The 22,253-nt window shown below is 32.4% G+C and carries 18 protein-coding genes; 8 read left to right on the top strand and 10 right to left on the bottom strand.

What is annotated here, in order from left to right:
• Positions 1-41 precede the first annotated feature (41 nt).
• Positions 42-668: a DUF4468 domain-containing protein gene (locus tag AC07XU_RS08625; protein WP_494943236.1), complete on the top strand. Its 627-nt coding sequence runs from the start codon at positions 42-44 to the stop codon at positions 666-668.
• A 97-nt stretch (positions 669-765) separates the two neighbouring features.
• On the opposite strand, the gene AC07XU_RS08630 is transcribed toward AC07XU_RS08625, so the two are convergent.
• Positions 766-1,797, bottom strand: coding sequence for an LLM class flavin-dependent oxidoreductase (locus tag AC07XU_RS08630; RefSeq protein ID WP_494943237.1), 1,032 nt, complete (start codon positions 1,795-1,797; stop codon positions 766-768).
• Positions 1,798-1,954: 157 nt separating this feature from the next.
• Between AC07XU_RS08630 and AC07XU_RS08635 the strand changes: the two genes are divergently transcribed.
• The 3 genes from AC07XU_RS08635 (at position 1,955) to AC07XU_RS08645 (ending at position 6,346) form a co-directional block, all read left to right on the top strand.
• The gene (locus AC07XU_RS08635) at positions 1,955-2,722 is read left to right on the top strand and encodes a 3-keto-disaccharide hydrolase (protein ID WP_494943238.1); all 768 of its coding nucleotides are present in this window, start codon (positions 1,955-1,957) and stop codon (positions 2,720-2,722) included.
• Positions 2,723-2,797: 75 nt separating this feature from the next.
• The gene (locus AC07XU_RS08640) at positions 2,798-3,952 is read left to right on the top strand and encodes a serine hydrolase domain-containing protein (RefSeq protein ID WP_494943239.1); all 1,155 of its coding nucleotides are present in this window, start codon (positions 2,798-2,800) and stop codon (positions 3,950-3,952) included.
• A 45-nt stretch (positions 3,953-3,997) separates the two neighbouring features.
• Positions 3,998-6,346 carry a response regulator gene (locus tag AC07XU_RS08645; protein WP_494943240.1) on the top strand — a complete coding sequence of 783 codons (2,349 nt, stop codon included), beginning with the start codon at positions 3,998-4,000 and terminating at the stop codon, positions 6,344-6,346.
• Here AC07XU_RS08645 and AC07XU_RS08650 read toward each other — a convergent pair.
• The 7 genes from AC07XU_RS08650 to AC07XU_RS08680 form a co-directional block, all read right to left on the bottom strand.
• Positions 6,339-6,704, bottom strand: coding sequence for a response regulator transcription factor (locus AC07XU_RS08650; protein ID WP_494943241.1), 366 nt, complete (start codon positions 6,702-6,704; stop codon positions 6,339-6,341). The genes AC07XU_RS08645 and AC07XU_RS08650 overlap by 8 nt on opposite strands.
• On the bottom strand, positions 6,701-6,970 hold the full coding sequence (locus AC07XU_RS08655; protein WP_494943242.1) for a hypothetical protein: 270 nt from the start codon (positions 6,968-6,970) through the stop codon (positions 6,701-6,703). Before AC07XU_RS08655 ends, AC07XU_RS08650 begins: the two co-directional genes overlap by 4 nt.
• A 76-nt stretch (positions 6,971-7,046) precedes the next feature.
• Positions 7,047-7,439 (bottom strand): response regulator, encoded by a 393-nt coding sequence (locus AC07XU_RS08660; RefSeq protein ID WP_494943243.1) that lies wholly within the window; start codon positions 7,437-7,439, stop codon positions 7,047-7,049.
• Entirely contained in the window at positions 7,429-8,508 is a 1,080-nt protein-coding gene (locus AC07XU_RS08665; RefSeq protein ID WP_494943244.1) for a hybrid sensor histidine kinase/response regulator, read from the bottom strand. Before AC07XU_RS08665 ends, AC07XU_RS08660 begins: the two co-directional genes overlap by 11 nt.
• A gap of 8 nt (positions 8,509-8,516) precedes the next feature.
• Positions 8,517-10,643: a 7TM diverse intracellular signaling domain-containing protein gene (locus AC07XU_RS08670; protein WP_494943245.1), complete on the bottom strand. Its 2,127-nt coding sequence runs from the start codon at positions 10,641-10,643 to the stop codon at positions 8,517-8,519.
• On the bottom strand, positions 10,640-11,356 hold the full coding sequence (locus AC07XU_RS08675; protein WP_494943246.1) for a hypothetical protein: 717 nt from the start codon (positions 11,354-11,356) through the stop codon (positions 10,640-10,642). Before AC07XU_RS08675 ends, AC07XU_RS08670 begins: the two co-directional genes overlap by 4 nt.
• Entirely contained in the window at positions 11,343-13,673 is a 2,331-nt protein-coding gene (locus AC07XU_RS08680) for an Rv1355c family protein (protein WP_494943247.1), read from the bottom strand. Before AC07XU_RS08680 ends, AC07XU_RS08675 begins: the two co-directional genes overlap by 14 nt.
• A gap of 119 nt (positions 13,674-13,792) precedes the next feature.
• Here AC07XU_RS08680 and AC07XU_RS08685 point away from each other — a divergent pair, with 119 nt between their 5' ends.
• From AC07XU_RS08685 to AC07XU_RS08695, 3 genes are all read left to right on the top strand, one after another.
• Entirely contained in the window at positions 13,793-14,248 is a 456-nt protein-coding gene (locus AC07XU_RS08685; RefSeq protein WP_494943248.1) for a response regulator, read from the top strand.
• A gap of 116 nt (positions 14,249-14,364) precedes the next feature.
• The gene (locus AC07XU_RS08690) at positions 14,365-17,832 is read left to right on the top strand and encodes a PKD domain-containing protein (protein WP_494943249.1); all 3,468 of its coding nucleotides are present in this window, start codon (positions 14,365-14,367) and stop codon (positions 17,830-17,832) included.
• Position 17,833: 1 nt separating this feature from the next.
• On the top strand, positions 17,834-18,847 hold the full coding sequence (locus tag AC07XU_RS08695; protein WP_494943250.1) for a PorP/SprF family type IX secretion system membrane protein: 1,014 nt from the start codon (positions 17,834-17,836) through the stop codon (positions 18,845-18,847).
• A gap of 332 nt (positions 18,848-19,179) precedes the next feature.
• On the opposite strand, the gene rpoN is transcribed toward AC07XU_RS08695, so the two are convergent.
• Positions 19,180-20,655, bottom strand: a complete 1,476-nt coding sequence (gene rpoN, locus AC07XU_RS08700) for an RNA polymerase factor sigma-54 (RefSeq protein ID WP_494943802.1) — start codon at positions 20,653-20,655, stop codon at positions 19,180-19,182.
• 181 nt (positions 20,656-20,836) lie between these two features.
• Between rpoN and mscL the strand changes: the two genes are divergently transcribed.
• Positions 20,837-21,268 carry a large conductance mechanosensitive channel protein MscL gene (mscL, locus tag AC07XU_RS08705; RefSeq protein ID WP_494943251.1) on the top strand — a complete coding sequence of 144 codons (432 nt, stop codon included), beginning with the start codon at positions 20,837-20,839 and terminating at the stop codon, positions 21,266-21,268.
• Positions 21,269-21,328: 60 nt separating this feature from the next.
• Here the strand turns inward: mscL and AC07XU_RS08710 are convergent, their stop codons facing one another.
• Positions 21,329-22,201 carry a ChaN family lipoprotein gene (locus AC07XU_RS08710; protein ID WP_494943252.1) on the bottom strand — a complete coding sequence of 291 codons (873 nt, stop codon included), beginning with the start codon at positions 22,199-22,201 and terminating at the stop codon, positions 21,329-21,331.
• Positions 22,202-22,253: the final 52 nt, after the last annotated feature.

Below are 22,253 nucleotides of genomic sequence, written 5' to 3' on the forward strand. Positions count from 1 at the left end.
ATCAATTTCTATTTTTACATAGAAATATCCTCTCAATTATCATGAAAAAAATATTAATCGTCCTTTTTTTATTTCCAGTATTTGTAAGTGCCCAACGAGATGATGTTTATGGCAGTGGCAAATCTAATAAGCAATTAATCGCTGGCAAAACCTTATCAATTAATACGCAAGATAGTTTAGCAGGAACTTCTATTATTATTAAAAATAATGAAGTTATTTATTCAAAGGTTTTTGAGGTTGAGCTAAAGAAAAATGAGTTAATAAATATTTTAAAGTTATCATTACCCAACATTGCGAAATTTGAATTTAAGCTTGATGCTTTAAGTCATGATAAAATTAATGGAAATTTAAATGGCACTGTAATTAATTATAGAAAATTTGGAGGTACTTTGATGGGTACCTCGATGGTATTAAACTATCCTTTAGTTGCAAATGTAATTATTCAAGTAAAGGATAATAGATATAGGGTTATAGTGACAAATATGTATTTCAAAGATGTGGAAGTTTTAAGTGACAGATCTAGTTATATGATTGACGATGCAGTAACTCGCAAAAAGAGAACTGAGTTTAAAGATAATAGCCAAATAGAAAGTATTTTAAAATATATCGATATGCATCTCACGGACATTTTTAATGTGAAACGAGCGAAGATTAATGATGACTTTTAATTGGTTTAAATATTATGAATTGCTAAAGTTCGTAAACATGATATTAAACTTGAATGTAGTTTAATTGGAAAATAAGCCTAACTTAATAAAAAAATATTTACTCAACCGCTTTTCTAACTGCTGGTGCAACTTCTTTACCAAATAATTCTATTGCTTTCATCATATTTTTGTGCGTTGGGTCTCCAACATCCATATGGCCAATAAAACGAGTTATACCAAACAATTCGTGCATGTATAAAATTTTATCAGTTACTTCATTTACATCACCAATAAATAAGGAACCCTCTTTACTTCTTCCGCCATCGTATTGCGATTTTGCGTAAGGTGGCCAACCTCTAGATGCCCCAACTCTGTTCATTTGTGCAGCATAATTATTAAAATAATCAGCAATAATTTCGGCTTCATTGCTTAAAAAGCTATGCGAATGGATGCCAATTTGCATGTTTGCAATATCGTGCCCATGGTTTAGATATTCTTGTTTATAATAATCAATTAATGGCTTAAACTGTTTTGGCATACCGCCGATGATTGCTAAAATTAAAGGCAGGCCTAATTTCGCAGCTCTTAATACCGACTCGGGTGTACCTCCAACGGCAATCCATATCGGCAATTTTCCATTTTTTGTTGCTCTTGGTAAAACTTGTTGATTAATTAATGGTGCCCTAAGTTCACCTTTCCAATTTACCACCTCGTTGGTATTGATATTTAGCAGCAAGTCGAGTTTTTCCTCAAACAGTTGATCATAATCCTTCAAATTATAGCCAAATAGGGGAAACGATTCAATAAAACTTCCTCTACCAACTCCAATTTCTGCTCTGCCATTAGAGATTAAATCTATCGTAGAGAAATCTTGATAAACTTTTACTGGTTCTGCTGAGCTTAAAACAGTAACAGTACTAAACAATTTAATGTTTTTTGTAATGCTCGCTGCTGCTGCCAACACAATTTCTGGAGCCGAAACAGCATAATCTGGTCTATGGTGCTCGCCTAAACCAAAAACATCTAAGCCAATCTCATCCGCTAATTTTATTTGTTCTAATATCTCTTGTAATTTAACCTGCGCTGCTCTTGCTTTACCAGTTTTTGCATCAAAGGCTAAATCTCCAAACATTCCAATTCCTAATTCCATACTATTATTTTAATATTCAAAGTTAAGGTTTAAGCCTTTTTACAAAATTGATGTAGGATAAGAAAAATCTATTTATTCAATAATCAATAATTTTAGAGAGAATAGAAATCTGATTCATTAACTTTAGCCTACATTTTTAATTTATAACTATACCTTTATGAAACAATTATTTTTACTAGGTGTTTTTTGTAGCCTATCAATTTACACCGTGAGTGCTCAAGACAAACCAAAACCACAAGATACCGAATTTTATACACCCGTTCCGCCTGTGGTTACACCGGGTAATGCTAATACTGCTCCATCAGATGCTATCGTTTTATTTGATGGTAAAAATTTAGATCAATGGGTAAGCGTAAATGATAGAGGTGAAGCAAAATGGATTGTTAAAGATGGGATGTTTACTGTAAACAAAAGCTCTGGTAATATTGAAACTAAAAAGTCATTTAACAATTATCAATTACATATAGAATGGTTAATACCTTCAGATATTAATTTAGAAGGACAATCTAGAGGTAATTCTGGCTTATTTTTGGCATCAACTGGCCCAGGTGATGATGGTTATGAATTACAAATTTTAGATTCTTACAACAATAAAACCTACACTAATGGTCAGGCAGCTAGTATTTACAAACAAACTGCTCCTTTGGTAAATGCAAATAAAAAACCAGGTGAGTGGCAAACGTACGATGTTATTTGGACAGCCCCTGTTTTTTATGGTGATGGAAGTTTAAAAAGCGAAGCTCGTGTTACGGTATTATTTAATGGAGTTTTAGTGCAAAACAATTTTGTTTTAAGTGGTCCAACACAATACATCGGCAAAGCATCTTACAAAAAAGCTCATGGCCCAAGCCCAATCAAATTACAATCACATGGTGATAAAAGTGTGCCAATCAGTTTTAAAAATATTTGGATTAGAGAATTGTAGTCAATTAATTGATTTTGATAAAATTAGGAATAGGCCATTTTTAAATTTAACTACGTATTGTAAAGCCATTAAATTATGAAACCATATGTTAAAGTTATATCGCTTTTTTGTCTGACGATTTTTTTCTCATTTAATGCGCTCGCTCAGAAAGAGTTAGCAGAAGCAGAGATAAGTCAAATAATGAAAGATCGTGATGTGGTTGGACTTGCGGTGGCAGTGGTAAAAAAAGGAGAGATCATTTACACAAAATCTTTTGGCATTAAAGACATACAAAACAATACTCCTTTAGTTAATACTGATATTTTTAGAATCGCTTCTATCTCAAAATCGTTTTCTGCTACTTCAATTATGCAATTAGTTGAGGCTGGTAAATTATCATTAAAAGATGATTTTAGTGATTTAGTTGGCTTTAAAATAAGAAACCCAAAATTTCCAGAAAGAGTGATTACATTAAAAATGGTTCTCTCGCATACATCAAGCATTAATGATAGCGAAGGATATTTTAATTTAGATGTGATTAATCCTGCTAAGAATACTAATTGGGCAAAATGTTATAATGATTATGAGCCGGGCAAAGGTTACCAATATTGTAATTTAAATTTTAATATGGTGGGTGCGGTGATAGAGAAATTCGCTAACGAACGATTTGATAATTATGTTAAAAATCACATTTTAAATCCGTTGGGTTTATATGGAGGATATTGTGTTGATTCATTAGATAAGAAAAAGTTTACCACTTTGTACGAGTACAACCCAAAAGTACCTAATCTATACACCGCATCACCTGCAGCTTACAATCCGCGAAGCGAAGAAATAAAAAATTATACTTTAGGTTATAGTACACCAATATTTTCACCAACTGGTGGAATGAAGATATCTGCTACAGATTTAGCTAAATACATGACAATGCATATGTACTATGGAAATTATAAAGGCAAAAAAATAATTAGTAAAAAGAGTTCAAAAACCATGCAAACAAAGCTTTCTGACGAAGAAAATTACGGTTTGGCTTTACTGCAAACCACAGATTTAATTGAAGGTAAATTGATGGTTGGGCATACTGGCTCTGCATATGGATTGTATAGTATGATGTTTTTTAATCCAAAAGACGAATTTGGTATAGTGGCAATCACTAATGGTTGTAATCCAATTTACACTAAAGGATTTAATGATGCATTAAGAAAAACTGTAAATTCTCTTTACAAAAATTTAATTATACAAAATAATTAAGCACTAATCAAATACCAGCCTACCTAAAAAACAATCTCTTTAATAATGAAATTAAATGCCCTTTGCTGCATAATTTTTTGCTTTTGTTTTCAGAGCAAAATTTTAGCTAATATAACTACAGGTGCAAAAAATGGAGTAATTGATCTTCGTGATCAAAATTTTAAAGAAAGGATTAGGCTTGATGGCGAATGGCCTTTTTTTTGGAATGATTTTATAGATCCTAAACATACTGATCAATTCAAAAAAACTGTTGTTGATTTTCCGATGAAATGGAATGAATTAACAATAAACGGTAAAAAGCTGCCTTCTTTTGGTTACGCCTCTTATCGTATAAAAATCCTATTACCAAAAAAACATGGTAACCTGCGCATCACACTTCCAGATATATATTGTGCCTATAATGTTTACTTAAATGGAGAGTTAGTTGTTTCTACGGGTAAGATATCTAAATCCGCTAATGGTTTTGTTCCACGATGGCAATATAAGGCAATAGATATTTCACACGAAATTGATACAGCCGATATTGTTTTTCATATTGCAAATTTTGTACACTTTAAAGGCGGAGTAAAAGACTCCATGTATATTGGAAATAAGCTTCAAATACAGTTAGATAGGAGAAAGGCTGAAGCAATAGATTTGCTTTTGACGGGCTGCTTATGTATGGGCGGATTGTTTTTTCTTGGTCTTTACCTAGTTGGAAATAGAGATAAGGCAACATTACTATTTTCTTTGTTTTGCATCATTTACAGTTACCGTATTTTAGGTGTAGGAAATTATGTGTTACATACGCTTTTTCCTAGTTCAAGTTGGACAATTACAGTGCATTTAGAATACTTAAGCTTATTTATTAGTATTGGCCTATTCTCACTATATACAAGGTATCTGTATCTAAAAGACATAAGTAGCTATATCATAAATGGTATTTGCGGAGTATGTGCTTTGTTTGCATTACTTACCATTCTATTGCCAGCCTATTATTTTACCCAGCTAATTAATCCTTTTTTAATAGTAACAGTTTTTTGCATAGGATATACCCTTTATATCTATTACGTAGCCTTTAAAAGGAAGAGACCTGGTTCACTATATGCATTAATGAGTTCTATTGCTTTAATGTTTTCATTTGCTTTGGCCTTGCTTCACTATTGGAATGTATTGCCACAGCTCCAGGTTCTAAGTTTTTTAGGTTATGTATGTTTCTTTTTTCTTCAATCTCTAATTCTTTCTCATAGGGTATCTTACAATTTAAAGAAGGCAAGAGAACAAGCCGAACAAGGTTTTATCGCTAAAAGTGAGTTTTTAAGTACCATGAGCCACGAAATAAGAACTCCTCTTAATTCTGTTATTGGTATGAGCAGACTTTTGTTGCAAAATAATCCTCGTGAAGACCAAATTCAACAAATGGACTCCATGTTATTTTCGGCCACCAACTTATTAGAAATTTTAAATGACATATTAGACTTTAATAAAATTGAAGCTGGAAAAATATCCTTAGAAATTGAAGAAATGGATTTAGTGTTGATTGTAACCAATATTGCGAATGGTTTGCAAAACAATGCAAAAGAGAAAGGAATTGATTTTAAGTTGATAATAGATGATAACTTAAAATGTAAAGTTCTTGGAGATCAGACTAGGCTATTTCAGGTGGTTACAAATTTAGTGCACAATGCTGTTAAGTTTACTCAAAAAGGTGCTGTTACAGTTAATTTAACAATTATTGAAGAAAGTGATGATGAAATTGTAGTTAGGTTTTCAGTAATTGATACCGGAATTGGTATAGCCGAAAATAAACAAGAACTTATTTTTGAAAGATTTACTCAAGCGGATTCCTCCACTTCTAGAAGCTTTGGCGGTAGTGGTTTAGGATTGGCAATTTCTAAAAGAATTTTAGAAATACAGGATACCAAATTGAAAGTAAGGAGCGAAGTAGGCAAAGGTTCTGAGTTCTATTTCTCCCAACGATTTGTTAAAGTAAAAGAGTCGGGCAAAAAGCCTGTTAAAAATGAATTTATTGATCTGCTTGCTTTTAAAGGATTTAAAATTCTGTTGGTAGATGATAACCATTTGAATGTAATGGTGGCCAAAAGTTTTTTAGAAAAATGGAGTGCTGAGGTTGATACTGCTGTAAATGGGGCAGAGGCTTTAAAAAAAATAGATGTTAATCAATATCATTTGATACTTATGGATCTACAAATGCCTGTTATGGATGGTTTTGAGGCTGCAAAAGCTATCCGTAGAATGGGATTGCATACACCTATTATTGCATTAACGGCAAATTTAAAAGCTAATATTGAAGCAAGAGTTAATGAAATTGGGATAGATGATATTATTGTAAAACCTTTTATGCCTGAAGAATTATATAAGAAAGTAAATAGGTTTTTAAATAAAATTAATTGATAAATCTATTTACCCTTTTCACAAAGTCATCAATATCGAATGGTTTATTTATGAAATCTTCGGCTTTACATTTTTCTTTTGTGTCAAAAAATTGAGCATTAGCAGACATCATTAAGATAGGAATATGATTAGTTAAAGAGTTTTTCTTCAAACGATTACACACGTCAAATCCATTACCATCGCCAAGCATTACATCTAAAATAATCATATCAGGTCTGCCATATTTCATTACTTCACTGAAAGATTTAACAGTCTCATAGCCAAATACATCAAATTCATCTTCTAACAGAAATTGAAGCATTTCTCTAATATCGTTATTATCCTCTAGCAAATAAATGCACTTTCTGGACTTGTTCATTCCGAGTCATTTTTATTTTCCCAATTCTTTGCTTTTTCATGCTCATTTTGAGCATATTCAGATGCTTTTTTGTGTAACTCTTTAGTGTGTTCTGATTTATTTTCAGATTCAAAAGTTCTCTCTCCGTTTTGGTTAACGCTATTAGGCATCATATCTAAATTTTCTGCAGCGGGCATTGCTTCACTTTGTTTCTTAGCTATATCCTGATCCTTAGCATCTTCATCGTGATTTTTTCCTAAGCCAGCATTGTTTTCTTTAATATCCATAACTATAAAATGATTACATAGCTATAACATTTTATGGTTTGTAAAGTTTTATTTTAAAACTTTAAGGTGTGCTGATTTAAAGGATTGATTGTAAATCGGTAATTGAGAGTGGCTTTTTTAGCAATTTCATTACATAAGGGTTTGCTTCAGCCCTCTTTATATCGCCAAAATCTAAAGTAGATGATAACATGGCAATTTTGCAGAAATCTGTAATGGTTTGAGGAAGCTTTTTAAATTGATCTAAAAATTCAAATCCATCCATTTCTGGCATCTGTATATCTAAAAGAATGTAATTAGGAAGAAGTTTAGGGTCATTTTGTTGTTTTTTCAGATAGGTTAATGCTTCTTCGCCAGATTGACAAGTGATGATCTCGTTAAAAATTTTTGTGATACTAATTAACTTGGAATTAATTTTGAGATCGATGAAATTATCATCAATTAGCATTACTGTATTTTTATTATTTAACATTTGGTATCGTAATTTTAAAGGTTGTTCCAAGGTCTAGATCGGAACTTACTTTAATGCGACCATTAATTTTATTCAGCGCTTCTTTAACAATAAATAAGCCTAAGCCACTTCCCTGATTAGCTTTGCTTTTGAAAAACTGGGTGAATATTTTTTCTAAGTGCTCGTTTAAAATACCCATTCCATTATCAGTTATACTAATTTCCACATAACTTTCATTACTATCAACATCAATGGTTACTTTCTTATCAAGTTCCATTTCCTTTTGATATTTAATAGCATTTGAAATCAGATTACCCAGTATAACTTCAATTCTAAATAAATCTCCATAAAATGGAGCGGTTTGATTTATGTTTACTTTAAATGATGTGCTTTTATCAGTATAGGCGTAAATTTCAATCAAATTATTAACTAATTTATCAAAATCAATTTGTACATGGTCTGCTGTATTCTTGTTGTTTTTATAATACTGAAGGGTTTTTTGAATATAATAATCTAGCTTATTTGAGCAAGTCTCAATCAAACCCCAATATTCTCCGCTGCTATTGTAAAGCCCTTCCATTTTTACAAGCTCAACTATCCCTAAAACAGAAACTAAAGGCGCCCTAAGTTCATGAGAAATACTGTAAATGAATCTATTTAGTTCATCATTTGTTTTTTCAAGCTCAGCGATCTTATTTCTTAAATCAATTTTGGCTTTGTAAGCATCATAAGCATTTTTTATAGTATTACTTAAATCTAAATCTGCCCAAGGTTTTTGTATATATCTATACACATCACCATGATTTATTGCATTAGCTAAAGCTTCAATATCAGTATAGCCAGTTAGTAATATTTTACATGGATCAGGAAAAGTTTCTGATATGCTTTGAAAAAACTCAACACCTGTTGTATTGGGCATTTTTTGATCGGCGATAATCACATGGATATCTAAACTTTGGAGCAATTTTAATCCCTCAGCAGCCGAGTTTGCAGTGTAAATTTCATATTGACGCCTAAAGCTTGCCTTAAAAGCATGGAGGTTGTTTTCTTCATCGTCTATATAAAGAACTTTTACACTATTACTTTTCATAAAATGAACTAATTGGGATTTACATTCAAGGTAATAATAAATTCTGTTCCTTCACCTACTTTAGAAATAACATCTATATGACCTTTATGTTTTTCGATGATGCTAAACACTATAGATAGGCCTAATCCTGTTCCTTCTCCAATATCTTTTGTTGTGAAAAATGGTTCAAAAATTCTATGTTTTGTTTCTTCACTCATTCCAATACCACTATCCTTAATGCTAATTTTAACTTGTTGATCTATATACCAACTTTTAATAATTAAAAATTCCTCATCTCGCTGCTCCTCTTTGGTTTTTATAGCCTGTATTGCATTAGAAACCAAATTCATAAATACCTGATTAATTTTACCTGGCTGACACTCTACCTTTGGCAAATTGCCCAATTCCTTTATAACTGTCAAATTATCGGGCATGCTATTTTTAACCAATACTAATGTAGAATGTAAGCCTTCGTTTAAATCAATTGGCTTCATGTCTGTTTCATCAACTCTACTAAAGTTTCTCAAACTCCTAATAATTTCTGCAGTTCTTTTAGCTCCTTCACTAATACCAGATAGCAAAGACGAGATTTCGTTATTTACAAAACCTAAATCTATTTGCCTTTTAAATGCTTCTATTTCTTCAATTTGAGCCTTAATATCGCCATCAAAATCAAGTTTCTCGTATCTTGAAATAATTTCTTTAAGGTCATTGATATCGAGTTCAAGAGGTTTAATATTGGATGTAACGAAGTTGATTGGGTTATTGATCTCGTGTGCAATACCAGCAGTTAATTGACCTAAAGCAGCCATTTTTTCTGAATCTACTAGTTGTGACTGTGTATCTTTTAAATTGGTTAAAGTAACGTTCAAGGTAGAATTAGTTGTCTCTAATTCTTCTGTACGTTCTTTTACTTTTTTCTCAAGAACTATATTTTGCTCTCTAATTAATTTTTGATTTTCTAATGAGGCATTTAAAGCTTGTGCTTGAGCAACTTCATTTTCTTTTTTAAAATAATTGATTTTATCCGCTAACGCGAACGAAAGCAGTGTAACCTCAATTGCAGAGGTAATTTGTAATAAGTAAATAGTGAAATTGTTGTAAGGAATGATGTTATAATCTTTTAAGATAAATAAAACAGCACCAATTAACAAGATTGTCCAAGCTATGATATAAAAACCAGCAGGTTTAAAATGCTTTTTAAAATAAACATAAAATGACGTTGACAATGCCAATATTACGCCAAATAAAATAAGTACCTGCATAATCATAAAAGCTGTATAAGTATTTATGAAAAATATGCTTGCGATATTTATTAAAATTAGAACGAGATAAACCGTAAATATTTTGTGCGCAATGGGAGCGAAAATTTTAGTATTAAGAAACGAGATTGTAAATAAACCTGCAAAAAACAATCCTAAAAGAGAGTATAGTACAACTGAAATATCATTGATATTTGATGAAGCATCCCAAATATATATAATTCCATATCCTTGTATAGATATTTGTGTTAACCAGGTAAATAGGATATAAAATACATAATGGATATAACTTTTGTCTCTAACCACTATAAACAAGAAGAGGTTATAAATAAACATGATGAGCATTACACCAGTGTATATTCCAAAAAACACATCTCTTAAAGCACTATTGTTGATGATATCACCCTGTGTAACTACAGATATTTTTGCGATAAAATTTTCATGGGTTTTTAGTTTCAGAAAAATTACATCATCTTTTTTTATTGTATCGGGTAGTAGATAGGAAATACCATGTAGGTTTTTAAGATTGATTTGACCATATAAATCAAAAGGTGCATTCATTTTTGGAGCTTTACCTAACCCTTTAAAATACATTTGATAATTAATGAGCCTGCCCTGTTCTATAAATAAAATATTTTTGTGAAATTTTAAGCTTTTTTTGGTGGTTAATTTAACCCAAAATGTAGCGTCATCTACTCCAAAGTTTAAAATTTCTTTACTCGAACTTTCTATAAAAGGCTTATTAACAATTTCATTTATAGCTAACTTATTACTTAAATCCTTAAAGTATTCAATTTTGAAGGGTAATTTACTGTACTTGATATCAGCATACGTGCTTTTAACTAGAAAAATTAAAAGAATTAATAATAGCCTTTTAAAAGTTTTTATGGTCATTTTTTAGGGATGTGAAAGGTTAATGACACGTTGTTACCTTGTTTAGATAATATTTCTTGTTTGTAGATACTATCCTTTCTCATTTCTAAAATGATAGACTTCTGCGGTTCTTGTGTGAGTGGTAAATTTATAATATCAGAGTTAAACATTACTGTAGCAGTCATATCATCTTTAGGATAATAAAATTTGCCATTATTTCCTAATGAAGTTATCACTTCAAATCCGCCTCTAAGTACGTTTCTGTAAGTAGCTGGAGCAGCTAAACCGAATAATGTAGTAATGCCAATAAACTCTGCATAAGCAACACAAGCTGTACTCAGGTGAATACTTCCTATTCCTAAACCAGCTATTTCAAAAGAGTTCCAAACACCTGCAACTTCACCGGTTCCTTTATCAGTGTAGTCATCAACCATTTTATATATTTTTTCGTCCATATATCCAACAGCTTCTTCAACAGGTAATGCGTTTCTGCGGTTTGCTTTGTGTATTCTACCACCTCCTAAAACCTTATCGGTATCTTCATCTGTTACCAATACCACATAAACATCAGGATTAAGAATCCAATCTGTTTTGGCAGAAGAAATTTGAGTGATGCCAAATATTTCTAAAACACGTTTGTGTCCTTCAATAAAGCTCATGCAAGCGCTTCTATTATCTACAGCTCTAAAAGCAGTAAATTTAATTTTTTTTATATCAACATTATGCTCTTCCAATTGAGAATGTTTTTGAGATTTGTTTTCGGATGGTTCTTTCTGGTGACGGACTTGCTTTAAAAATTCTGAACATAAATATAGCTTGTTCATTTTCTTTCATTTCAAAAATCTGTCTAAATTTATTTTCAGCTTCTACAAGCTGAAGTTTAGTTTCTGGTGAAACCGACAAACTGTCTTCAACTCTATTTTTATAAAAAAAGATGAGTGGAACGTTTACAGGGTGCATTTGCAGATTTAAATCGGTAACAGCAAGCCATAATCTTTCTGCCGCAATACCAGCATTTATAAATGATGCAATATTTTCAGTAGGCATTGTAATTAAGCCTACAGCAGATGATGACATGAATTGCGTAGTTGTTAATTTTTTAAACCCACTACCGCCGTCAATTTGCTGCAAAAAATTAATCATTTTTTTATCTTTTATCAATCTAATACCAATTTGATCATTGTTTGATAAATCTAAAGTATGTATGCCAATTCCATCTTCTGTGCTATTTACTTCATCTAGATTCCATCGCATTTCTCGCGTTATAAAATCTTCATGCGCTTCAGGAATAAACATTCTAAGTAAATCAGTTTTTGATGCAATTTCACCAATCTCTTTTAATGATTTTGGATCTGTGATCCATTTTATTTTTGCATCATCAACACTGCTAACAAGGCTATTTAATGTTTCAAATACATTTTCTTCAATTTCTTGCTTAGGTGTAATTTTCCTATTGGTGTGCCTGTAATCTATTTGTTTAAATAATTTGTTTTCCTGTTCACCAATTTGGTAATTAGGTTCAAACTTGATATAGGCAATATGTAATGGTGCTAATTCTGGAGTCAATTTGTGCTGAGCTTTTAAACCGCAAGCTGCTGCTGCTAAGCTTAAATTTTCAATAGCGGTACCTAAAGAAACGTAAGATGAAATTTGCTTCGGATCTAAATAGGCTTTTGATGCATTTGGTTCTAAGAATAGATGTAACAAACCATCATTGTAATGCCAGCGCCAAGGTTGACTATTACCGCCTGATGGTGCTTTTTGTGCTGCACCAATAATTTTATCCAAGGTGTTTTCATCTAAATTATGATTAGCCTTTTCGAACGTAGTCTGATTTTTGCTAATAAAATGCTCAATTTTATTAATACTTAACGGATTGTGATCAGCTATCTCAAGAGCTTTCTTTTCTGTTTTAACGGGATCGCAAATCAATTCATCCATATCAATAAAAAACCTTCCAGAAACGCTTAGGTTGCCTAAAAGTATTTTTCTCGATAAATCGGCAGTAATACCTCCGCCAAAAATAACCGCACTTGCTAATTGTGGCCAGGTAGAAATTGTAGACATTAACTCAATGGCAGAGGCTTTCATTCTAGTTGATAAAGTCTCGATACCTGTAACCGCTGCTATATAAGGTATTTTTTCATCCATTGTAGTGAATGATTTATACTTGCTCATATCTAAATGCTCAACCATGCCATGTAAAACAGGTCTTTCTGGTTCAAGGTCAAATCGTTCAATATCTATTGTACCTCTATCGCTACCTTCCATCAAAACAGGAATACCTAATGATTTGGCTTTAGTACGCGAATTAATTTTGATGTCAAAACTATCGCATTCATCAATAAGCAAATCAAGCTTTCCATTCTCGGTTAAAAAAAGCTCTAGGTTTTCTTCAATAATCCCATCTTCAAAACAAACCACATTAAGAAAGGGATCAATTTCGGCTATTTCCCTAGCTACAATTACAGTTTTTTTAATTTTTAAGTTAAAAACACCAGTTCTAATCCTGTTAATGTTGCTAAGGTCAAGTTCATCAAAATCTGCAATACGGAGTTCACCAAAACTTCTTTCCATTGCCAATGCCAATGAAACAGATTGGCCAACAGAAAGTCCCATTACGCCAATTTTTTTTTCTGCTAATTTTTGCTGTTCTTGCTCAGTAATTTTATATTTATTTCTATTTGTTCTAACAATAGCAAATTCTTCTTCATCTAATATATGCACAAGTTTTTGTGCCCAAGGATAATAAACCCAAACACCATATTCTTCACTTGTTTTTTCTCCGAATTTATTCTCAACCCTTTTTGTTATTTCGGCGGCCGGTAATAAACCAATGGTTGGTGTAAGGCATTTAATTAATTCTTCAACTTGAGAAACGATATAATCATATACCTGTAAGTTCTGTTGACTTTGAAGTAGCGCTTCAAAATCTTTTTTTTCGTTAAGATTTTGTAATCTGTAAAAAATGGGCTTATAGGTATTTTTTAATACCAAAGTATCATTAATTAGTTTGTACAGAGTTGAATGTGAACCAGTTTCGGTTTGCATTTTATATACTTAAAATGTGTGTTAATAAAATAAAAATACAAGTAAATGTTAAAACAACTAAATTAGTGTTTTAACATTAATAAATATAAAGTATTTTTATCTTTTATTAAGCACAAACGATGAATACGAACATATTATATGTAGATGATGAACCACATAATTTGAGTGCATTTGCAGCTACTTACAGAAGATTATACAAAATTTTTACTGCAGAATCTGCAGAAGAAGGACGTAAGATTTTGGACAGGGAAGATATTCATATTGTGATCACAGATCAGCGAATGCCTAAAACTACCGGAGTAGAATTTTTAGCTTCAATTTTAGAGGCACATCCTGATCCAATTAGAATGATTTTAACTGGCTACACAGATATCGATGCTGTTATAGATGCTATAAATAAAGGTCAGGTTTATCGTTACATTCAAAAACCTTGGATGGAAGAAGATTTAAGGATAAATATTGAAAAAGCAATTGAAATTTATACCCTTCGTAAAGAGAACAAAGAACTTACTGAAAAGCTAATTGTTGCAAACAGACAGTTAGAATTTATCGCTCGTCAGAATTTATTATCTTAAAAGTAATCTCTTAATTTGCCTCATTTGCATTGGTACTTTTTTTATTGTTGAAATAATAAGGGATTTATTACTTTAAATCTTATTATTGTATTGACAATGATTGTATTAACGCATTAATGAAAAACGTATATCTATTTATACTTGTATTTTTTGTATCACTAACCATTAACACCAAAGCTCAAAATATTTCTAATGAAGGGATGGAGTTTTGGACGGTTTTTCCAAGTCACCGACCTAGTGGGGGTGTGCTTGCAGAAATGAATGTAAATGTTACATCAAAATTTAATACAGAAGTAACAGTAACATGTGGTACAACAACGCAAACTAAGCCTGTTCCGGCAAATACTGTTGTTACATTTCTAGTTAGCAGAGCCCAATCTTATATAGACGAGGCAGAAGCAAATCAGAATTTATCAAATAGAGGTATTCATATTGTAGTTACTCCCGGAATGCCAAAAATTGTTGCCTATAGCCATGTTTTTGCTGCGGCAAGAAGTGCTGCAACGCTAATTTTACCAGTTGAGGCTTTAGGTCAAAAGTATTATTCAATGAATTATACTCAAGATAACCAAGGGAGAAATTTTTTAGCTGTTATTGCAACAGAAGATAATACAAACTTGGTTTTGCGAAGAAATGGAGCCACTATTAACATTAATGGTTTAAACAAAGGCGATGTTTATCAGTATATGCTCCCTTCTGAAGATTTAACAGGTACCTATATTGAAACAGCAGCAAGTTCATCTTGTAAAAAATTTGCTGCTTTTTCTGGTAGTTCTGGTTTAAGGATTGGAGGCAATAGCGGAGGTATAGATCCTTTGTTACAACAACTATATTCGATTAGTAATTGGGGTAAAACTTATGGTGTAGTTCCTTTTGTAAACAGACGATATATTGTTAGGGCACTTGCTCAAGAAGATAACACAACTATAAATTTTGATGGTGTTTATGCTGGCATAATTAATAAAGGTCAATTTATAGAAAGTGCAGTTTCTCAACCTACAATTGTATCTTCTGATAAGTTAATTAGCGTAGCTGAATATTCTTACACACAAGAATTTTCTTCATTAAATGGTACCGCATTACAATCAGGCGATCCAGAAATGGTCTTGCTCAATCCTGTAGAATTTAATATAAAAAATATAACCCTTTTTTCTTCAGATAAGTATAGAATTTTAGAAAAGTATTTAAACGTATTTATGAAAACCGATAAATCGGCTTCGTTTAAAATTAATGGCTCACCGCCCAATAATGGAACATGGTTGCCCATGCCATCTAACCCTCAATATTCTTACATTCAAATTAATGTTGTCGACGAAAGTTTAACATTAACTGCAGATGATGGATTTAACGCAATTGCGTATGGATTTGGCGATCATGAATCTTATGCCTATTCTGCGGGTACAAATTTAGCATCTTCGCAGTTTTTGCTTGTTGTTAATAAAACTACAAATGCCGAAAATGCAGCTGCTTGTGTAGGTCAACCTTCAGATCTAAAAATTACGTTACCCTATCAATTAGAAAAAATTGTTTGGACTTTTACAGATGGAACTCCAAATTACGTAGATAACAATCCAAATCCTATAGTTAGCGGAACTGCAACTCCTTTATATACTTACACCGCACCAATTAATAAAATTTTTAATAATGTAGGTCCTGTTCAAGTTGTTGCCCAAGCTACTATTGCAGCAACTGCTGGAAGTTGTTATAGTAATGAAGTAGAACTGATTTTTAATTTTTTTGTAGATCCTTTACCAGAAGCAAAAATAAATGCGCCTGCTACTGCATGTGCAAACGAATTGGTTCAATTTAAAGATGAAAGTTTAGCTATGGTTACTGGAAAAGCAGTTACCGCATGGCGCTGGGATTTTGGCGATGGCACTCCGGTTTCTACTGAGCAAAATCCAGTACATACTTTTGCAACATCAGGGAATTTTAAAGTAAAACTATCTGTAAGTGCAGAAAATGGTTGCTTTTCTCAAGTTTCAGAAAGAGATATCTTTATCAACCCAAAAGCTACTGCATTATTTAAATCTGCAGCCTTAACTTGTGTAAATAAAGATATTCTATTCACAGATTTATCATCAGTTTCTAATGGCAATATTGTTAAATGGACATGGGATTTCGGAGATGTAAATTCATCCTCAAATACTAGTTCTTTACAAAACCCCACACATGCTTATACAAACATTGGCACTTATGATGTTAAATTAACTGTAGAAACAGACAAAGGATGTAGTAGTGATTTAACGTTAAAAGTTACCGTTAACAATTTACCAAAAGTGAGCTTTGTATTGCCCGATGTTTGTTTAACTGATGCAGAAGCAATTTTTACCAATAACTCTACCGATTTTGATGGTATTACTCAAACTGGCTTGACTTATTCATGGGATTTTGGAGACCCAACATCTGGGGTATTAAACACGTCTAAAGATAGAGATGGAAAACATAAATATGCAGCAGCTGGTAATTATTTTGTAACCTTAATAGTTACTAATGCCAAAGGTTGTTCAGTAAAGTCTATAGCAACACCTTTTACCGTTAATGGTTCAAATCCAATAGCTGATTTTGAGGTTTTAAATCCAAATAATTTATGTAGTAATACAGAATTTGTGTTTAAAAATAAAGCTACAGTTGATTTCGGGAATGTAACTAAAGTACAATGGTTTTTAGATGGCGTACAATATGGTGATGATGATTTAGACCCAATTTTTGATAAGGTCTATACTTTTATTGTTCCTAAGTTTACATCGCCACTAACCAAAACCATAAAAGTAAAAATGGTAGCATACTCTGGTGGATCTTGTTCTGATGAAATAGAAAAGGATATTATTTTATTGGCATCACCAACGGTAACTTTTAATCAATTGAATTCAATTTGCTTAAACGCAGGAACAGTTCAGTTTTTAGCTAATGAAACAGGCGGATTAATGGGGTCTGGAGTTTTTACGGGTAAAGGGGTAACAAATTTAGGATTGTTTAATCCTGTAACAGCTGGAGTGGGAGTACATAATATAACCTACACATTTACAGCAACTAATGGATGTACAGATCAGGTAACGCAAATTATTGAAGTTTTTCCTATTCCTGATGTTGATGCAGGGGGTGATTTCTCTATTTTAGCGGGAGGAGAACAACAAATGTCTGCTACGGCTTCTGGAATTGGTTTAACTTACGAGTGGAGCCCAGCTGCAGGTTTAAGTAGCACCACAATTCTAAATCCGATAGCTAAGCCAGATGTTGATACAAAATATACGCTTAAAGTAACCACCGATTTAGGCTGCACTACCTTTGATGATGTTTTTATAAAAGTTTTGCAAAATATAGAGGCGCCAAATACATTTTCTCCTAACGGAGATGGAATTAATGATGTTTGGAATATCAAATATTTAAATACATATCCTAACGGTACAGTTGAAATTTTTGATAGAAATGGGCAAAAAGTTTATTCGAGCAATAAAGGCTATAATAATCCTTTTGATGGGAATTTTAATAAAAAGCCTTTACCTGTCGGAACTTATTACTACATTATCAATCCAAATAGCGGGCGAAAAAATATTACAGGAAATTTAACCATAATTAGATAGTTTGAAACGCATAATATATTTAATTCTTTTAGTTGTAGGCGCTTATTTTACAACAATGGCGCAGCAAAGACCGCAATATACCCAATACATATTCAATCAATATTTATTAAATCCGGCATTGAGTGGAATAGAGAATTACACAGATTTTAAAGCTGGATACAGAAGACAATGGTCTGGAATCAATAATTCGCCCCAAACCACTTTCGCATCTGCACATTGGAGCCTAAGTGATGATTATTTATGGAAAAATCCTCTATCACTAGCAGAAAAAGGAGATGACCCGATGAGCCAAAATTACATGCAAAATTATACTGCTTCACCGGCACATCATGGAATGGGAGCCACTGTTGTTGTAGATAAAGCTGGACCAATATCTCGATTAGATGCAAATTTAACTTATGCCTACCATCTTCAATTAAGCGGTACGTGGAATTTATCTGTTGGTGCTGCGGCAGGATTAACACGGATAGGTTTAGACATTAATTCGTTAACACTCGAAAATCCAAATGATCCAGCATTAAGCAATACCATTACCAGTCAGGTGAAACCAGATTTAAGCATGGGAGTTTGGTTATACGGAGCGCAATTCTTTGCAGGAGCTTCAGTTCAACAAATTTTACCCCAAAAACTTTCTTTTACTAGTGACGCCAATTATAATTTAGGTAAAGAAGTACCACATTTTTTTGTAACAGCTGGTTATAAATGGATGATAGATGAAGAAATTGCAGCAATACCTTCTTTCATGATAAAATATGTGAGTCCAACACCACTTTCTATAGATGCAAATTTAAAAGTAACCTTTAAAGACAGAATTTGGGTAGGAGGGAGTTACAGACATAACGATTCATTTTCTGCAATGGCTGGTTTAAACGTAAGTAGATTAGTAAATTTAACCTACTCATATGATTTTACCACATCTCAATTAAATCAGGTAAGCTACGGAAGCCACGAAATAGTGTTAGGCTTACAGTTAAATAATGTTTATAAAGTTATGAGCTCAATGAGAATGTGGTAGTATAATTAATTGTTATATTTAATTTTTTGAAGCGCAACAGCGGTAATTCATGGCAAATACAGTCCCGCTAATACTGCAATCTTTTACCCCAAAACACACCCCCTTTTTGTAAAAGTATTTTCGCTCTATCGGGGCTAGATTACTATATTCAGTATGCTGTAGGTGGGTTTTATAGCGAATTTCCATAGTTTTTAAACCCGATAGGAGTGAGCATCCCGATTCATCGGGATAAAACGGATAGCGGGACAGCAGCATCTATAAAATGCCTACTTTCATTTTCTAAAAATAAGCGCTGTGTTTTTTACTTATGCAGGCACTTGGGTTATAGGTGATTACAGTTCTTTCCTTAACCTTGCAACTGGAATATTCATTTGCTCTCTGTATTTTGCAACAGTTCTACGAGCAATGTTATAACCTCTGTCTTTTAAAATTTCGGTTAATTTTTCATCTGCTAATGGTCTGCGTTTGTCTTCGTTTCCAATACAATCTTCTAAAATTTTCTTAACTTCTTTGTTAGAAACTTCTTCACCATTTTCGGTTTGTATTGCTTCTGAGAAAAATGATTTAAGTAAAAAAGTGCCGAATTCTGTTTGTACATATTTAGAGTTTGCAACCCTTGATACCGTTGAAATATCCATTCCAATTTTGTCAGCAATATCTTTTAAAATCATTGGGCGCATTTTGCGTTCATCGGCTGTTAAAAAATATTCATACTGGTAATGCATAATGGCATTCATCGTTTTTAACAAAGTTTGTTGTCTTTGTTTAATAGCATCGATAAACCACTTCGCCGAATCTAATTTTTGTTTCACAAACTGAACCGCTTCCTTCATTTTTTTATCTTTTTGAGAAGCTTTATCATAGTGATCAAACATATCCATGTAAGAGCGACTAACTCTTAATTCTGGTGCATTTTTAGAGTTTAAAGTCAAAATTAAAATGCCATCATTATTGCTGATATGAAAATCAGGAATAATTTGTAATTGTTTGGTGGTAACTTGGTTAGAGTCTCCAGGTTTTGGGTTAAGCCTCAAAATTTCGGCAACAACCTCTTTCAGCTCATCTCCGTTTAAACCAACAGATTTTTCTAATTTATCGTAATGCTTACGGGTAAATTCATCTAAATGGTGCTCAACAATAGCAATTGCTTTTTTTATGATTGGATTATTGATGTCCTTACGTCTTAGTTGCAAACTTAAACACTCTTGCAAATCTCTAGCTGCTATTCCCGGAGGGTCAAAACCTTGAATTACTTTAAGCATTTCGAGTACATCTTCCTCCTCAACAATTACGTTTTGAGAAAAAGCCAAATCATCAATCATAGAGGTAATTGGTCTACGTAAATAGCCATCATCATCTAAGCTTCCAATAATCTGCTTGCCTACAATAAAGTCGCTATCAGAAAGAGGTACCAAGTCTAATTGTTCTTGCAAACTTTCAAAAAATGTACTTTCTATTGCAATGGGAGTTTCTTTTTTATCTTCATCATCATCACCATTGTTATATGATGTGCTGTAGTCATTTGTGTTGTCATCTTGTAAATAATCATCCACATTAAATTCATCTGCTATTGTATCTTCTTTATTTTCAGCAGGTTCATAATCCTCTCGCTCGTTTAAATCATCATATTCGTTTACAGGCTCTTCGGCTGTCATTAAGCTAGGATCTTCTAAAGCAGGATTATCTTCTAATTCTTCTTTAATACGTGTGTCTAAAGCAACAGTTGGCACTTGCAACAATTTTATAAATTGAATTTGTTGTGGTGATAACTTTTGAAGTAGTTTTTGCTGTAGGTTTTGTCTTAACATATAATTGACGAAGATGATATTTGCTGCCAAAAATAAGCATTTGGTTTACAAATAATGAATTAAAAATATCCTAATCTAGTTAATGTGCTAAAAATTTGGTTAATAATTATTGTGATAATTATAAAGTTTGTTACATTTAACCTACAAACAAACAAACTATTCATGTTAAACAAGATTAATTATGGGATTTATTAAAGAATTTAAAGAATTTGCTGTAAAAGGTAATGTGATGGACCTAGCAGTTGGGGTGATAATTGGTGGTGCATTTGGTAAAATTATTGACAGTGTTGTAAAAGACTTGGTTATGCCAATCGTATCTGCAATTATAGGACAGCCAGATTTTAGCAGCTTATATGTAGTACTAAAAGGATCTGTACCAGCAAATTTACCTTTAGAAGAAGCTAGAAAAATACCTGATACATCAATTTTTGCTTATGGAAATTTCATTACTGTAGCAATTAATTTTCTTCTGTTGGCTTTTGTTGTGTTTCTTCTTGTTAAAGGAATTAATTCGCTAAAACGTAAAGAAGAAGCTAAACCATCAGCTCCACCTGCCCCAACTAAAGAGGAAGTTTTATTAACTGAAATTAGAGATTTATTAAAAAATAAATAAGCTCAGGTATTCATAAAAAAACCTCTGATTGAATTGATTTGATCAGAGGTTTTTTTATGCCTAAAAAGTTTTTTTAACAGTAGGGTCGGTAATAATGATATAATCGCCTAATGTTTTATATTTTTCCCAATTAGGGTTGGTAAAATCATCAGCAGAAAAAGAGGATATGTTTAAGATTTTTAACTTAGGAGCGTAATTTTTTAGTTTTGCTAAGGTTCCTAACTTTTCATCGCTATGAAAACGGCCATTAACCTGAAAAATCTTTGCAGCTTTGTTAATCTTTGCAAATTTCGCAATTGACCAAGCCATTGTCGCATCCCAAAAGTTTTGAGTTTGATAAACTTTCATCCCGCCCATGCTGTGGCCGCCTAAGGTTTCCATAAATTTATCATAATATCTTCCGGTAGCTGTATCAATTGGTAAAGGAGCAAAAAATTGCTTTGATTGCTTCGGTAAGGTAGCTAAAACATCCATTCCATTTCTGGTAACTGCATTACTATATCTGGCGGCCGCATTACCGCCAATTACACTTAACTTGTTTGCTTTTGCCTCTTCAATCATTGGCTTGTAGTCTTTATAATTATTCCAGGCTCTAGCTTCTTTCATAAAGTTTTTTTCGCTGATGTTCCCATTTAAATACTCGTTAACAATGGGTTGTACATCTGTATGAAACATCTCTAAAGTTAAAGCCGCCTTGCCAGGATAAGCCATATTTAATTTTTTAAAAATAAGAGCTTCTAAATAATGACCGATTGAATCATTATGCTCTTCTCCAAAAAAAAGTACATCAGCATTGTTCATATCAGTAATAATGTCATCAACACTAATAGCTTTTTGTTTTTTAACATCATAAATTTTAAAATGCTTATCTATTTCTTGTGCTGGCGATAGTGCTGGTAAAAAGAGTATTATCGCTATAAGTAGTTTTTTCATTATTAATTATTAATTTGGTTAAATAGATAATTTATCTAGAATTATAAAAATA

The sequence above is a fragment of the Pedobacter sp. GW456-11-11-14-TSB4 genome (assembly GCF_059424425.1).

What these genes read in the sequence shown, in the direction of transcription:
- AC07XU_RS08625 (WP_494943236.1), top strand. Translation starts at nt 42, where the DNA reads ATGAAAAAAATATTAATCGTCCTTTTTTTATTTCCAGTATTTGTAAGT.
- AC07XU_RS08630 (WP_494943237.1), bottom strand. Translation starts at nt 1,797, where the DNA reads ATGGAATTAGGAATTGGAATGTTTGGAGATTTAGCCTTTGATGCAAAA.
- AC07XU_RS08635 (WP_494943238.1), top strand. Translation starts at nt 1,955, where the DNA reads ATGAAACAATTATTTTTACTAGGTGTTTTTTGTAGCCTATCAATTTAC.
- AC07XU_RS08640 (WP_494943239.1), top strand. Translation starts at nt 2,798, where the DNA reads ATGAAACCATATGTTAAAGTTATATCGCTTTTTTGTCTGACGATTTTT.
- AC07XU_RS08645 (WP_494943240.1), top strand. Translation starts at nt 3,998, where the DNA reads ATGAAATTAAATGCCCTTTGCTGCATAATTTTTTGCTTTTGTTTTCAG.
- AC07XU_RS08650 (WP_494943241.1), bottom strand. Translation starts at nt 6,704, where the DNA reads ATGAACAAGTCCAGAAAGTGCATTTATTTGCTAGAGGATAATAACGAT.
- AC07XU_RS08655 (WP_494943242.1), bottom strand. Translation starts at nt 6,970, where the DNA reads ATGGATATTAAAGAAAACAATGCTGGCTTAGGAAAAAATCACGATGAA.
- AC07XU_RS08660 (WP_494943243.1), bottom strand. Translation starts at nt 7,439, where the DNA reads ATGTTAAATAATAAAAATACAGTAATGCTAATTGATGATAATTTCATC.
- AC07XU_RS08665 (WP_494943244.1), bottom strand. Translation starts at nt 8,508, where the DNA reads ATGAAAAGTAATAGTGTAAAAGTTCTTTATATAGACGATGAAGAAAAC.
- AC07XU_RS08670 (WP_494943245.1), bottom strand. Translation starts at nt 10,643, where the DNA reads ATGACCATAAAAACTTTTAAAAGGCTATTATTAATTCTTTTAATTTTT.
- AC07XU_RS08680 (WP_494943247.1), bottom strand. Translation starts at nt 13,673, where the DNA reads ATGCAAACCGAAACTGGTTCACATTCAACTCTGTACAAACTAATTAAT.
- AC07XU_RS08685 (WP_494943248.1), top strand. Translation starts at nt 13,793, where the DNA reads ATGAATACGAACATATTATATGTAGATGATGAACCACATAATTTGAGT.
- AC07XU_RS08690 (WP_494943249.1), top strand. Translation starts at nt 14,365, where the DNA reads ATGAAAAACGTATATCTATTTATACTTGTATTTTTTGTATCACTAACC.
- rpoN (WP_494943802.1), bottom strand. Translation starts at nt 20,655, where the DNA reads ATGTTAAGACAAAACCTACAGCAAAAACTACTTCAAAAGTTATCACCA.
- mscL (WP_494943251.1), top strand. Translation starts at nt 20,837, where the DNA reads ATGGGATTTATTAAAGAATTTAAAGAATTTGCTGTAAAAGGTAATGTG.
- AC07XU_RS08710 (WP_494943252.1), bottom strand. Translation starts at nt 22,201, where the DNA reads ATGAAAAAACTACTTATAGCGATAATACTCTTTTTACCAGCACTATCG.